General features: G+C 72.5%; 9 protein-coding genes. 1 reads left to right on the top strand and 8 read right to left on the bottom strand.

What is annotated here, in order from left to right:
* Positions 1–86: 86 nt before the first annotated feature.
* Together ACFZBX_RS25090 and ACFZBX_RS25085 are read right to left on the bottom strand one after the other, a co-directional pair.
* On the bottom strand, positions 87–797 hold the full coding sequence (locus tag ACFZBX_RS25090) for a ribonuclease HII (RefSeq protein ID WP_391536034.1): 711 nt from the start codon (positions 795–797) through the stop codon (positions 87–89).
* Between the two features lie 166 nt (positions 798–963).
* Entirely contained in the window at positions 964–1,668 is a 705-nt protein-coding gene (locus ACFZBX_RS25085; RefSeq protein WP_391536033.1) for a TetR/AcrR family transcriptional regulator, read from the bottom strand.
* Between the two features lie 161 nt (positions 1,669–1,829).
* Between ACFZBX_RS25085 and ACFZBX_RS25080 the strand changes: the two genes are divergently transcribed.
* Positions 1,830–3,377, top strand: a complete 1,548-nt coding sequence (locus tag ACFZBX_RS25080) for an MFS transporter (RefSeq protein WP_391536032.1) — start codon at positions 1,830–1,832, stop codon at positions 3,375–3,377.
* A 128-nt stretch (positions 3,378–3,505) separates the two neighbouring features.
* Here the strand turns inward: ACFZBX_RS25080 and ACFZBX_RS25075 are convergent, their stop codons facing one another.
* From ACFZBX_RS25075 to ACFZBX_RS25050, 6 genes are all read right to left on the bottom strand, one after another.
* The gene (locus tag ACFZBX_RS25075; protein WP_391536031.1) at positions 3,506–5,170 is read right to left on the bottom strand and encodes a DUF4153 domain-containing protein; all 1,665 of its coding nucleotides are present in this window, start codon (positions 5,168–5,170) and stop codon (positions 3,506–3,508) included.
* 232 nt (positions 5,171–5,402) lie between these two features.
* A complete protein-coding gene (locus ACFZBX_RS25070) occupies positions 5,403–8,573 on the bottom strand; it encodes an Ig-like domain-containing protein (protein WP_391536030.1) in 3,171 nt (1,056 codons plus the stop codon).
* 150 nt (positions 8,574–8,723) lie between these two features.
* Complete coding sequence (locus ACFZBX_RS25065) at positions 8,724–9,641, bottom strand: carbohydrate ABC transporter permease (protein WP_391536029.1); 918 nt, start codon at positions 9,639–9,641, stop codon at positions 8,724–8,726.
* Positions 9,638–10,630 (bottom strand): carbohydrate ABC transporter permease, encoded by a 993-nt coding sequence (locus ACFZBX_RS25060; RefSeq protein WP_391536028.1) that lies wholly within the window; start codon positions 10,628–10,630, stop codon positions 9,638–9,640. The genes ACFZBX_RS25065 and ACFZBX_RS25060 overlap by 4 nt, the downstream gene beginning before the upstream one ends.
* Before the next feature lie 146 nt (positions 10,631–10,776).
* On the bottom strand, positions 10,777–12,192 hold the full coding sequence (locus ACFZBX_RS25055; RefSeq protein ID WP_391536027.1) for an ABC transporter substrate-binding protein: 1,416 nt from the start codon (positions 12,190–12,192) through the stop codon (positions 10,777–10,779).
* 257 nt (positions 12,193–12,449) lie between these two features.
* The gene (locus ACFZBX_RS25050) at positions 12,450–13,661 is read right to left on the bottom strand and encodes a cytochrome P450 (protein ID WP_391536026.1); all 1,212 of its coding nucleotides are present in this window, start codon (positions 13,659–13,661) and stop codon (positions 12,450–12,452) included.
* Positions 13,662–13,761 lie beyond the last annotated feature (100 nt).

The raw sequence follows: 13,761 nt of genomic DNA, 5'->3' as shown, positions 1-13,761 counted from the left end.
ATCAAATGCCGGTCGGACGCGCACGGGCGCCCCACCTGTTGGGACCGCGGGCCCGTGGGCCGCCGCGGGAGTTTCCAGACGTACCGTCAGAAACCGAGCGCGAGCTGTTCGCCGACGGACTCCGCCGAGCCCGCCCCACCGGGCCCGGGAACCGTCCGGGTCCGCTTCAGATGGCGCCACCTGGGCAGTCCGTCGAGATAGGACCAGGAGAGGCGGTGGTGTTCGGTCGGCCCGAGTTCCTCCAGCGCGGCCCGGTGCACCGGGGACGGGTAGCCGGCGTTGTCGGCGAAGCCGAACTCGGGGTGCGCCTCGCCGAGATCGGCCATCAGGCCGTCGCGGTGGACCTTGGCCAGCACCGAGGCGGCGGAGACGCAGACGCACGACTGGTCGCCCTTGATCACCGTGCGCACCCGCCAGGGGCCGCCGAGGTAGTCGTGCTTGCCGTCGAGGATCACCGCGTCCGGCTCCACCGGCAGCGCCTCCAGCGCGCGGACGGCGGCCAGCCGCAGCGCGGCGGTCATCCCGAGCTCGTCGCACTCCAGCGCCGAGGCGTGGCCGAGCGCGTACGCGGTGACCCAGTCGGCGAGCACCGGCGCGAGCGCCTCGCGGCGGAGCCCGGTGAGCAGCTTGGAGTCGGTCAGCCCCTCCGGGGGCCGGCGCAGGCCGGTGACGGCCGCGCCCACGGTGACCGGCCCGGCCCAGGCGCCGCGCCCGACCTCGTCGAGGCCGACGACGATCTTGGCACCGGCGCGGCGCAGCGAGCGCTCGACGGAGTGCGTCGGCGGGACGATGGGCATGGCGGGGTCCGTTCAGCTGGTCGGCCTCCAGCCTATGCCAACCGCCCGCCCGCCAGGACCGGCCCGAACCGGCCCGGGGCAGCGCCCGGCAGCGCACCCCGGGCAGCGCACCCCGGGCGGGATCAGGGCCGACTCAAGGCCGACTCAGGGCCGGATCAGGGCCGGATCAGGGCCGGATCAGCGGGACCAGCACCTCGTCGACCAGCTGGCCCGCGAACTCGGGGCCGACCTGACGCCCACAGACCTTGACCCGGTACAGCAGCATCGCCGGGACGACGTCGGCGACCACCGGGGTGGCCGCGCCGGGCCGGACGTCGCCGCGTTCGGCGCCCCGCCGCAGGATGTCGAGGATCACGTCCTTGGTCGGCGCCAGCATCCGCCGGGTGATGAAGTCCTTGAACAGCTCCGCCTGGTCGTGGTCCAGCTCGGCCATCACCGCGCTCAACGCACCCCCCGCCCTGGAGCGCGCGACGGACACGAAACTCTCGACCAAGTGGTGCAGTTCCGCCCGGGCGGACCCGAGGGAAGGCGTGTCGGCAGGGCGTGGCAGAGTGGAGTCCAGGGCGTCGACGACGAGTTCCACCTTGGATGCCCACCGCCGGTACAGCGCGGCCTTCCCGGTCCGCGCGGCGCCGGCGACCCCCTCCATCGTCAGCCGCGCGAATCCGCCGGAGGTGAGCTGATCGAGCGTCGCTTCGAAGATCGCCGCCTCCAGCTCCTTCCCCCGCCGCCGCACCGGCCTGGCCAGGACCTCGGCAACGACCTGGACGGGGCAGGCGGCCCGCACGGCCTCGGGCGCCTTCTGCGCCGCCGGGCCGGACGGAAGGCCGGCCGAGAGGTCCGCCGCGAGGTGCCGCACCAACTGATCCATTGTCACCAACCCTAAGGAACGCTTGCGTTCACAATCTCGGCAACGCTATCGTCCACCCTAGTGAACGATTCCGTTCCTTCATAGCCCGCGGGACGCCGTCGGGCCACGCCGGACCCCAAGGTCCGCAGCACACGAAGCAGTAGCCAGCAGGGGGCATCAACTTGGCTATCTCCGACACGCTCAGCAAGAAAACCGCTTCACCAAGCAAAAGCAGCCCGAACAAGGGCATCACCCTGGCCGTCATCGCGGCCTCGCAGCTGATGGTGGTGCTCGACGCCACCATCGTGAACATCGCCCTGCCGCAGATCAGGGACGATCTGGGCTTCTCCACCACCAACCTGTCGTGGGTGATCAACGCCTACACGCTGACCTTCGGCGGCCTGCTGCTGCTCGGCGGACGCGCGGGCGACATCCTCGGCCGGCGCCGGGTCTTCATAGCCGGCACGCTGCTGTTCGGTCTGGCCTCGCTGCTCGGCGGCTTCGCCCAGGACGGCGGCATGCTGCTGGCCGCCCGCGCGCTCCAGGGCATCGGCGGCGCGATCTGCTCGCCGACGGCCTTCGCCCTGATCGCCACCAACTTCGACGAGGGGCCCGAACGCAACCGGGCCTTCGGCGTGTTCTCCGCGGTGGCCGGCTCGGGCGCCGCGATCGGCCTGCTGGCCGGCGGTGTGCTCACCGAGTACCTCGACTGGCGCTGGGTCTTCTTCGTCAACGTGCCGATCGCGGTCCTCATCGCCTTCGCCGCGCCGCGCTACATCGCCGAGTCGGAGCGCCACCCCGGCCGCTTCGACCTGCCCGGCGCGCTCACCTCGACGATCGGCCTGGTCGGCCTGGTCTACGGCTTCATCCGCGCCGCGTCGGACGGCTGGGAGGACCCGCTGACGCTCGGCTCCTTCGCCGTCGGCGCGATCCTGATGGTCGCGTTCGTGTTCATCGAGACCCGCACCTCGCAGCCGATCACCCCGCTGAAGCTGTTCGCCGACCGCAACCGCACCGGCGGTCTGGTGATGATGCTCTGCCTGGCCGCCGCCATGTTCGGCATCTTCTTCTACATCACCCTCTTCGTGCAGGGGCCGCTGGGCTACAGCCCGCTCAAGGCCGGCTTCGCGTTCATGCCGATCAGCGTCGCGATCATCGTGGCCGCCCAGGTCGCCTCCAGTCTGCAGGGCAAGTACGGCCCGAAGCCGTTCATGGCGGGCGGCTCGCTGCTGGTCGCGATCGGCCTCAGCTGGCTGACCTTCATCGATGCGGACAGCGGCTACGTGGACGGCGTCCTCGGCCCCACGGTGGTCTTCGGCTTCGGCATGGGCCTGGTCTTCGTCCCGGTGATGCTGCTCTCCGTCGCGGGCGTCTCCGGGCAGGAGACCGGCGCCGCCTCGGGTCTGCTGAACTCCATGCAGCAGATCGGCGGTTCGCTCGGCCTGTCGATCCTGACCACGGTGTTCGCGCGCTACGCGACCAGCGAGGCCGAGGTGCAGCTGCCCGGTTTCATGGCGACCGCCACGCCGGAGCAGCAGGCCTGGCTGATGGAGAAGCACGAGTTCCCGCAGGGCACCACCGCCGCCAACGAGGTGCTCGCGCAGGGCATCTCGCACGGCTTCATCGTGGGCGCCGCGATGGCGGTCCTGGCCTTCGTGGTCGCGGCCGTCGTGATCAAGGCCAAGGCCGCCGACCTGCCGTCGGACGCCGCCAAGGTCGCGATGCACTGACCGGCCGCCCGCCCGGGGGAGGCGGCCGGACGGACGAGGGGCCGGCCGGGAGCAGCACGCTCCCGGCCGGCCCCTCGCCGTTCCCGCGGTCACCCGGCCGATCCGGGCTCAGCCGGGCTCAGCCGGGCTCAGCCGCCGAAGGTGAACTCGTAGCGGAGCCCGACCCGGTCACAGGCATACTCCTGCCCCACGAGGCGGTCGGCCGGCGGGCGCTCGGCGAGGATGTCCCGGGCCCGCGCCCCGGCCAGGCTGGCGGCGTACCAGGGAGCGGGGCCGGTCTCCGCCAGGTCGGAGGCGATGACGCCGAGCGCGCAGGTCCGGTAGTCCCCCGGCAGCCGGTCCAGGGCCGGGACGGCGTCCGGCGAGAGGCCGCGGACGTTGCGCAGGTCGATCTGCCCGGTCCGCTCGAAGCGGGCCACGTTGTGCTCCGCGACCAGCGCGTCCGGCCCGATCAGGCCGTACCCGGCGGCGGCCAGCGCCGCGCTCAGCACCACCGCGCGCGGCAGCCAGCCGGCCGACGGGGTGAGGCCCGCCGCGATCAGCAGCACGAAGACCACGCCCAGCCAGAGCTCGACCGCCAGCACCCAGAGCCGCAGCGCGGTGAGCCCGGAGGCGTCCACGTAGAACCACATCCGCCCGAGCGCCGAGGCCACCACGACCAGGGTGAGCAGGCAGAGCGCGCCGAGCAGCAGCCGTGCGAGCCGGCGGTCGGTCCCGGTCGCGCGCGGCGCCCAGCGCTTGGCGAGCGCGACCACCACCAGGGTCAGCACGGTGATCACGAGCAGCTGCCAGAAGCCCTGCCGGGCGTACTCGGAGCGGCTCATCCCGGTCCGCTCCAGCACCGACTCCCCGCCGCCGAGCACCACCACCGCCTGCACCACCGCGAAGGCGCCGAACATCAGGTTCAGCGCGGCCAGCGGCAGCGCCCACTCCAGCCGGCCCCTGGCCCGGCCCGGCCGGACCGGCGTGCGGTCCCAGCGGCGGGGGCCGGCCGCGATGTGGGCGAAGCCCAGGGCGGTGGCCAGGCCGAGCACGAACAGGGCGACCCGGGGCGGGAGTTCGCCGAGGTCCAGGCTGGGCACGAGACTCCCGAGGACCTCGGCCATGGCCGCGTCGGCGCCGGCGAACAGGGTGCCGAAGACCGCCAGCAGCACGGCCGCCACCAAGACGCCCTTGAGCACCGGAGCCACCCGGCCGCGGGTGTTCCCGCCGCCGCGCAGGCTCCGCCGGGCCCACCCGAGCGCCGGCACGAGCTGCCAGAGCAGGCCGGGCAGCGCGAGCAGGACGCCGCTCCAGCGCCGCCCGCCGTGCAGCGCCAGCGAGGCCAGCCCGACGGCCCAGACCGTGCTCAGCACCACCGGCCAGCCGGCCTCGTACAGCGCCGGGACGGCGAGCAGGGCGAGCGCGAGCGCGCTCCACACGGCGGTCCAGACGCGCAGCCGGCGGCCCGCCGCGCGGGCGGCGATCCCGGCGCCGACGGTGGCGAGCGCCGCGCAGAGCAGCAGGTTGACGCCGAGTCCGTCCATCAGCAGCGCGGACGCCAGCAGACCGGTGAGCACCGCCGCCAGCACCGTCCGGCCGGTGGCCGGGGCCTTCCGGTCCGGGTCGCTGGGCCGCAGCCACGCGAACGGCCGCGGCGCGGGCACCTGGGGCGCGCGGTAGGGCCCGCCGGACCCGGGTCCGGGTCCATGGCCGAGGGCCGGGCCGAAGCCGGGCGCGGTCCCGGCACCAGCGCCGGCCCCGACGCCGCCGGGCGGCACTCCGTCCGCCGCCGGCGTGCTGAATCCGGACATGGTTTCCCCCTCAGAGGTCGGGTGGGCGTGCGGAAGCCACCCTCCGGGCGGTTCGCCGACGGGCACGCGGAACCACACCGGCAGGACACCGGGCACCACGGCCGAAGCCGACTGTAGACCATTCTGAACAAGTTCAAAAAGCCCGGACCCGGCCCCGTCACACCCCTGTGACAGAGCCGGGTCCGAGGTCCCGGCGCACTCCTGGACGCAGAACGGCTCCGCGCCGCCGCCGTCAGTACGTCCCGTACAGCGAGTACCGGAACGAGTCCTTCACGGCCGGCCCGAAGTCCGCCGGCCAGGTGCCGAACGGCACCACCGTGTTGCTGTAGGCGCCCTGTCCGGCGGCGCCCGTCGAGTAGTGCATGTTGTTGACCGTGGAGCTCGTCCCGTTGCTGTTGTAGACGAACCAGTACGAGGTGCCGGCGCTCAGCGTGAGGTCCAGCGGCAGCGAGTTCCACGCGTTGGCGGTCAGCGTCCCGGTCGCCGTGGTGGCCACCAGCGTCCCCGGCGAGCCGGCCACGTCGGTGTAGACGGCCAGCTGGTACCGGTTGTTGGGGGCCGCAACGACCGGACCGACGTGCACGCTCAGCGAGGTGAGCGCCACCGGGTCGGCGCCGGTCGTCACCCGGCTGCCGTTGAGGTGGTTGGAGTCGGTGTCGTCGGTCAGCGAGCCCACCTCGGGGTTGCCGATGGTCCGCGGCTCCGCTCCCCCGGTGGTGAACGTGAACGCGTACGGTGCCGCCGACGCGTTCCCCGAGAGGTCCCGCACGCCCTGGACGCTCGCGGTGTACCCGGTGGTCAGTGCGAGCGGGGCGGCCGGGGTGAACACCACCCCGTTCGCCGCCGGGTCGAGGCCGACCGTCCCCGCGACGGCCGCGCCGCCCGCCGTGGGCCGCAGGGTGACCGACCCGCCGGTCACGCTCGCCGGGTCGAGCGGCTCGCCGAAGGAGAACCGCACCGCCGTACCCGGCGCCACCCCGCTCGCGCCCGCGGCCGGCGTGGTGCCGGTCACCGTCGGCGCGGTGGAGTCATGGCCGTACTCGGCCGCGTACGAGCCCACCGCGCCGTCGAAGAACGCGTACGCCACGCCCTTCACCGTCTCGACCCGGTACGGCACCGGGTGGCCCCCCGACGTGATGCCGCCGAGCGTGCCGGAGGCCGCGTTGAACGGCAGCATCGCGCGCAGCCCGTTGGCGCCGCCGGTGATGTCGAAGGTCAGCGAGCCCCCTCCCCCGGTGGCCGCGTGCCAGGCGAGCTTCGCGAACGCCGAGCCGTTGCGCCCGTCCAGCCAGGTGAGCATCTGCCGCCCGGACACCACCGGCACGCCCCGCGCCTTGGCGGCGGCGATCACCGCGTCCGAGGCGGCGGAGGCGGCGAAGTCGGTGTGGAGGTTGGCGGTCAGCGCCGCGTAGTAGCCCTGCGCGCCGTACGCGGCGTCGAGCAGGGTGGTGACGGTGCCCGGGTACGACTGGCCGGACTCGTCGGTGAGCTGGGTGGTGGCCTGGTACGCGTCGATCACGCCGCCGTCGGTGTCGGCGAAGCGCATGATCTGCGCCGTGCCGTTGAAGTAGCCGGGCCGGTCCTGGGTGAAGCTCGACGGGTAGAAGTAGTAGTCGGTGTCCAGCCGGATCCCGTTGGCCAGCTTGGTCTTCGCCTGGGTGGCCCAGTCGTCCCACTCCACGCAGTGCGTCCGGCTGCTCGCCGGGTTCGGCAGCCCCGGGTACGCGGCCCGCCAGGCGGCCAACTGGTCCCGGTAGCGGCTCTGCAGGGCCGAAGTGGTGCCCCAGGGCCGGCAGTCGGTGGTGATGTGCACGCCGATCTCGAAGCCCTGGTCGTTGTACGCCTTGGCCTGGGCCGGGGTCAGCGGGTCCTCCGGGTAGATGTACGAGGAGCCGCGCACGCACTCCCAGTCGGCGACCGAGCAGCCGGGCGGGCTCTGCGCGAGGTAGCCGTCCCAGCGGCCGGCCGTGCCGCCGACGCCGTGGTCGTCGCCGGTCATCACCACCACGGCCTTGACGTCGCGCGGGAAGTACCAGAACCGGGGCAGCGGCTTGTCGCCGGAGGCCAGTTGGGTGAGCAGGTTGGCGAGCAGCCGCTGCTGCTCGTCGGCGATCGGGATCAGCGCCTTGTCCAGGTCGTTCCAGTCCGGTTGGCCGTCCGTGCCGAAGAACATCTCGCTGGCCTGGTAGCCGTCGACACCGTCGCGCTGCTGGCCGGCCCAGGCGGGGTTGCCCTGGCGGGTCTGCACCACGGACCTGGCGAGGTCGTAGCTGAACGCGGCCGCCCGGCCGGCGCCGGCGGCGCGCAGGGTGACCGCGGGGTTGGCGGTCGCGGTCGTCGCGTCGCTGTACAGGGTGGCGACGGCGGTGGCGCCGTTCAGCGCGTAGAGGTCGGCGGCGCCGTGGTAGCCCATGGTGGCACCCGTGATCCCGGTGCCGGGCGCCGCGCCGGTGTCGACCTTGAGGTAGGCGTCGGCGCGGGTGCCGGCCGCCGGGGTGAGACCGAACAGCGGCGCGAGCTGCTTGTCCGGACGCATCGCCACCAGCCGTCCACCGCCGTTGGTCCAGGTGCTGAAGAGGTTCGCCTGGGCGGCGGTGAGCGGCATCTCACCGAGCAGCACCACGTCGGCGGAGGCCAGCACGGTGCCGGTGACGGCGGAGATGTCCACCTGGCGGTAGGCGTTCAGCCCCTCCGCCTTGAGGATCTCCGCCAGGTAGCGGGTGTACGGGTTGGCCTGGCTGGTGACCAGCAGGACCGGGCCCTCCCCGCCCGGCCCGGCGCCCGGGACCTGCGGCGGGGCCACCTCGGCGGTGTACGTCGCGTAGATCGAGAAGCTCGTCGGGCTGGTGCTCACCGGGCCCACGGTGGCCGGCCAACTGCCGAACGGCTGCCCGCCGTTGCCGTAGGCGCTGGTACCGCCCGGGCGGTAGCGCAGGTTGTTGACGGACGGGCCGGAGCCGTTGGTGTTGTAGGCCAGCCAGTAGGGGGTGTTGGCGGCCAGGGTGGCCGTCACCGGGACGGTGTTCCAGCCCGGCCCGGCGATGGTCGCGGTGGCGCTGCTCGCCAGCAGGGCGCCCGGGCTGCCGCCGTCGTCCTGGTAGACCGCCGTCTGGAACCTGTTGCCGGGCGCGGCGTCCACGCTCTCCACGTAGACCGAGATGCTGCCGACCGTGCCGCCGGACGAACCGGTCACATAGCGCGAGGCGTTGAGGTAGTGGGAGTCCGCGGTGTCGACGGCGGTGCCGGGCTCGGTGCTGCCCAGTGTCACCGTGACGGCCGCCGCCGGGGGCGCGCCCGGTCCGACGGCCAGCGCCGCCGCCGTGGCGAGGGCCGCCAGCAGGCCAACGGCCCGGCGCCCCCACCACCCGCCGCCCCTGTCCCCGCCCCTGCCCGTGTTCGCCATGACCGCCCCCCTGTGTCACCTCGGCCGACTCCCCTCAACGGTGTACCGGCTGCCCGGCGACCGTGTCCACGAAATCGACACATTCGCCATGGAACGGCGTGAACCCCGACGCTCCCCGGCGGGGCCGCGCGGGCCCCGGGGAGAGCGGCGTCAGCCCTTGACCGATCCGGCCAGCAGCCCGCGCACGAAGTACCGCTGGAGCGCGAAGAACACCGCCAGCGGGATCACGATCGACAGGAACGCCCCCGCCGTGAGCAGCTCCCACCGCCCGCCGAAGGAGCCGGACAGCTGCGCCAGCCGGACCGTCATCGGCGCCACGTCCGGCGTGCCGCCCGCGAAGGTGAGCGCCACCAGCAGGTCGTTCCAGACCCAGAGGAACTGGAAGATCGCGAACGAGGCCAGCGCCGGGGTGCAGAGCGGCAGCACGATGGAGCGGAAGATCTTGAAGTGCGAGGCGCCGTCCACCACCGCCGCCTCCATCAGGTCGCGCGGCAGCAGGGCGATGAAGTTGTGCAGCAGGAAGATCGCCAGCGGCAGCGCGAACATGGTGTGCGCCAGCCAGACCGGCGCGTAGGTGCCCTTGAGGTCCAGCGCGGGCAGCAGCGTCAGCGGGCCCAGGTGCGCCCCGCCCGAGAACAGCTTGAGCAGCGGGATCAGCGCCATCTGGATCGGCACCACCTGGAGCGCGAAGACCACGAAGAACAGCGTGTCGCTGCCCCGGAACCGCACCCAGGCCAGCGCGTACGCGGCCATCGACGCCAGCACCAGCGGGAAGAGGGTGGCCGGCACGCTGATCGCCAGCGAGTTCACCAGGAAGGGCATCAGACCGGTGGAGACGCCGGATCCGCCCTCGAACAGCACCGTGTGGTAGTTGTCCAGGCCGAGGTCGGGATGGAGCAGGGCGTTCCACCAGCCGTCGGTGGTGACGTCCTGCTTGGGACGCAGCGAGGTGACCAGCAGACCGATGGTGGGGACGGTCCACAGCACCGTCACCGCGATCACGAAGACCGAGGCGAGCGGGGAGGAGAAGGCCTTCCGGACGGCGTTGCCGTCGCGCCGTACGCTCATCGGACCGCACGCTCCTTGCGCAGCTGGAGGATGTTGTAGGCCACCAGTGGCAGCACCGCGAGGAAGAGGATCACCGCCAGCGCGCTGCCCCGCCCGGTGTTGAACTGGACGAAGGACTGCGAGTACATCTCGTTGGCCAGCACCTGGGTGCCGAAGTTGCCGCCGGTCATGGTGCGGACGATGTCGAAGGCCTTCAGCGTGGTGATCATCACCGTGGTGAGCACCACCACCGTCGTGGTGCGGATCATCGGCACCGTGACGTACCAGAACAGCCGCACGCCCTGGGCGCCGTCCAGCCGGGCCGCCTCGGTGACGTCGTCCGGGATCGCCTTGATCGCCGCCGAGAGGACGACCATCGCGAAGCCGGTCTGCACCCACACCATCACGGCCATCAGCAGGAAGGTGTTGAGCGGCTGGGAGAGCATCCAGTTCGGCGGATCGTCCCAGCCCAGCGCGATCGCCGTCTGGCTGAGCAGGCCGATCTGCTGCTGCGAGGGGTCGCGCGCCTCGTAGACGAACTTGAAGATGATCGAGGCGCCGACCAGTGAGATCGCCATCGGCATGAAGATCAGCGACTTGTAGACCGCCTGGCCGCGCATCCGGTCCACCAGCAGGGCCAGGACGAGGCCGAGCACGGTGGCCGCCAGCGGGACGATCACCAGCCAGAGCAGGGTGTTGACCAGGACCTCGCGCATCGGGTCGTTGGTGAACGCCCAGCCGAAGTTCTCGCCGCCGACGAAGCGGCTGCTGTCGTCGTTGTACAGGCTCAGGTAGACCGTGCGGACCAGTGGCGCGATCAGGCCGACCAGCAGCAGCGCCACCGCCGGGCCGAGCAGGACCAGGACGGCCAGCGGGCGGGCGAGCCGACCGGAGGCGCGCCCGGCGGCCAGGAAGACCAGCAACAGGACGCCCAGGAAACCGGCGATCGCTCCGAAGCCGTTGCCGAACTTGACCATCGCGTCGCCCCAGGCGCCGGCGGAGAGGGACATGACGGGACGTCCTTTCCCAACGGAGGGCGGAAAACGGGAGTGGTGCCTTCCCGTACAGGGCGCGGCGGGGAGGGCACGGAGGGGCGGGCGGTGCGGGTGGGTGGTCCCGCACCGCCCTTCGGCAGGTGGTCCTGTGACGCGCGCCGCTACTGCGGCCAGGCGGCGTCGATGTCCGCGGCGGTCTTCTGGATCGACTGGCCCTCGGCGAACCAGGCGGTGAGCGACTTCCACTCCTGCCCGGAACCGACCGCGGCCGGCATCAGGTCCGAACCGTCGAACCGGAACGTCGCCGTCGGGTCGGTGAGCGCGTCGGCGGAGATCCGGTCGATCGGATCGGTGTACAGGCTCTTGTCCACGCCCTGGTTGGCCGAAACCCAGCCGGTCGCGGTCCGCACCCGGCTGCTCGCCCAGTCACTGCTGGACAGGTAGTTCTGCACCGCCTGCACCTCGGGCCGGCTCGCGAACGCGGTGAGGAACTCCCCGCCGCCCTCGACCGGGCTGGGCACCGACGGGTTCACCGCCGGCAGGCTGAAGGCGAAGATGTCGCCCTCAGGGCCGATCCTGGTGTCCTTGGGCCACTGCGCCTTGTAGAAGGACGCCTGCTGGAGCATGAAGCACTTGCCGGTGAGGATCGGCGTGCCCGCGTCCTGGAAGGTCGTGGTGGCGATCGACTTCACGTCACCGTAGCCGCCGTTGACCCAGGCCGGGTTCTGCATCCAGTCGGCGACCGTCCTCATCGCCGCGGTGATCCTCTCGTCGGAGAACTTCACCTGGTGGTTGACCCACTGGTCGTACACCTCGCCGCCGTGCGAGCCGAGGACCACCTCCTCCAGCCAGTCGGTGGCCGGCCAGCCGGTGGCCGTGCCGGAGGCGATGCCGCCGCACCACGGCTTGCCGCCGCCGGCCTTGGCGATCCGGTCGCTGAGCGCCATCAGGTCGGCCCAGGTCTTCGGCACGGTGTAGCCGGCCTGCTTGAACGACTTGGGCGAGTACCAGACCAGGGACTTCATGTTGGCGCTCATCGGCGCGGCGTAGAAGGTGCCGTTGACCGAGCCGTAGGTCTTCCAGATCGGGCTCCACTTCGCCTGGTTGGCCACCGTCTGCTCGGGCGGCTTGACCACCTTGCCGCTCTTGACCATCTGCGCCAGCAGGCCGGGCTGCGGGATGACCGCGAAGTCCGGGGCGTTGTTGCCGCTCACCCGCACCGGCAGCTGGGACTCGAAGTCGTTGCTGCCCTCGTAACTGATCCGGATGCCGGTGCACCTGCTGAAGTCCGCCCAGGACTTCTCCAGGTTGTCCGACTCGGGGCTGAGGATCGAGGCGAACACCGTCACCGTCCGGCCCGAGTGGCCGGCGTACGGCTGGTACTTGGCGCAGTCGCCGGACAGGGTCTGGCCGCCGCCCGACCCTCCCGAACTTCCGGAGCTGCCGGAGCTGTTGGTACAGGCCGCGGTCAGGGCCGCGACGGCCAGCAGGGCCACGGCGGCCGGCCGGCGGCGCCGGGCTGCGGATGCGGACGCGGGCACCGCGGTCGTGGACGGCACGGTCGGGGTGGGAGTCAATGCGGTCCTCCTCGCCAAGGCGTGAACGCTCGGCTGTACGACGGAACGACATTGCGCTGTACCGGAGTTCGACATTCAACGTTCGACATGGACGCGGCGGCCGGCCGATCCAAAGACGTTAACGCAGCCGCCACGTGCCGCCAAGGTCCGAACGCGGCCTTCACTCCCGTGTGCCCCAGTTGTGACCCGGAAGCCGGTTCGGCCCCGCCCGGGAGGACCGGTCGGGGCCGAACATCGCAAGGAGAAACGATTCGTCGTCAGAAAAGCCGGACCGGAAGCTCCTTCAGCGCGTTCACCACCAGCGAGCCGCTCGGCCGCAGCTCCTCGTCCGGCACCGCCGGCGAGAGGTCCGGGAACCGCTCGAACAGCGCCGGCAGCGCGATCCCCGCCTCCAGCCGGGCCAGCGGCGAGCCCGGGCACACGTGCGGGCCGTGCCCGAACGACAGGTGCCGGGCCGGGTCCCGGGTGACGTCGAACACCTCGGCGGTCACCCCGTGCTGCGCCGGGTCCCGGCCGATCGCGTTGTACGAGATCAGCACCGGCTCGCCGCGCGGGATCACCGTGCCGCCCACCGGCACGTCCTCGGCGGCGAACCGGAACAGGAAGTTGCTGGTCGGCGGCGTCCAGCGGAGCGACTCCTCCACCACCGCGTCCCAGCCGGCCTTCCCCTCCCGCACCAGCGCCAACTGGTCCGGGTGCGCGAGCAACGCCCGCACCGCGTTGCCGATGAGGTTCACCGTGGTCTCGTGACCCGCCGCGATGATCACCCGCAGGGTCGCCGCCGCCTCCGCGTCGGTCAGCGCCCCGCCCTCCGCGTCGGCCAGCAGCAGCACGCTCGCCAGGTCGTCGCCGGGGGCCGCGCGGCGCTGCGCCACCACGTCGTTGACGAAGGCGTTCAGTCCGGCGATGGTCGCCTGGATGCCCTCCGGGTTCGGCCGGGCGCCGAAGAACCGCTCGTAGAGGTCCCGCAGACGACCGTGCTCCGACTCCGGCACGCCCAGCAGCGAGCAGATCACCGTCATCGGCAGCGGGAAGGCGAAGGCGGACTTCAGGTCCACCACCGGCTCCCCCGCCGCCAGGGTGTCCAGCAGGTCACGCGTGATCGCCTCGACCCGCGGACGCATCAGCTCCACCTGGCGCGGGGTGAACGCGTGCGCCACCAGGGCGCGCAGCCGGCGGTGCTCGGCACCGTCGGTGGTCACCATGCTCGGACCCGGCACCGCCAGGCCGATCAGCGGCCAGGTCTTCGGCACGTCCCCGCGCTGGTACGCCGCCCAGTGCCGGGCGTCCTTCACCAGCCGGGCGTCGGTCAGCAGTTCACGGGCGGCGGCGTGCCGCGTCACCGCCCAGGCGGCGACACCGCCGGGCAGTTCCACCGGCACCACCGGTCCTGCGGCGCGCAGCAGCGCGCCCTCGGCGGCGTTGTCGCGCGCCAGCGGGTCGAGGACGATCGGAGCGGGGGCGGTCATCGGATACAGCTCTCCTTCGGTTCGGTCCTGCGGTCCCAAGGTCCAGCGGTCCCAAGGCCACCGGGGTCCAACGGCCCCGAGGCGCCCGGGGTCCTGCGGC

Source organism: Kitasatospora sp. NPDC008115 (assembly GCF_042957205.1).
Lineage (GTDB): Bacteria > Actinomycetota > Actinomycetes > Streptomycetales > Streptomycetaceae > Kitasatospora.
The sequence above is the reverse complement of the archived record's forward strand: the minus strand, read 5'-3'. Positions and strand labels throughout refer to the sequence as shown.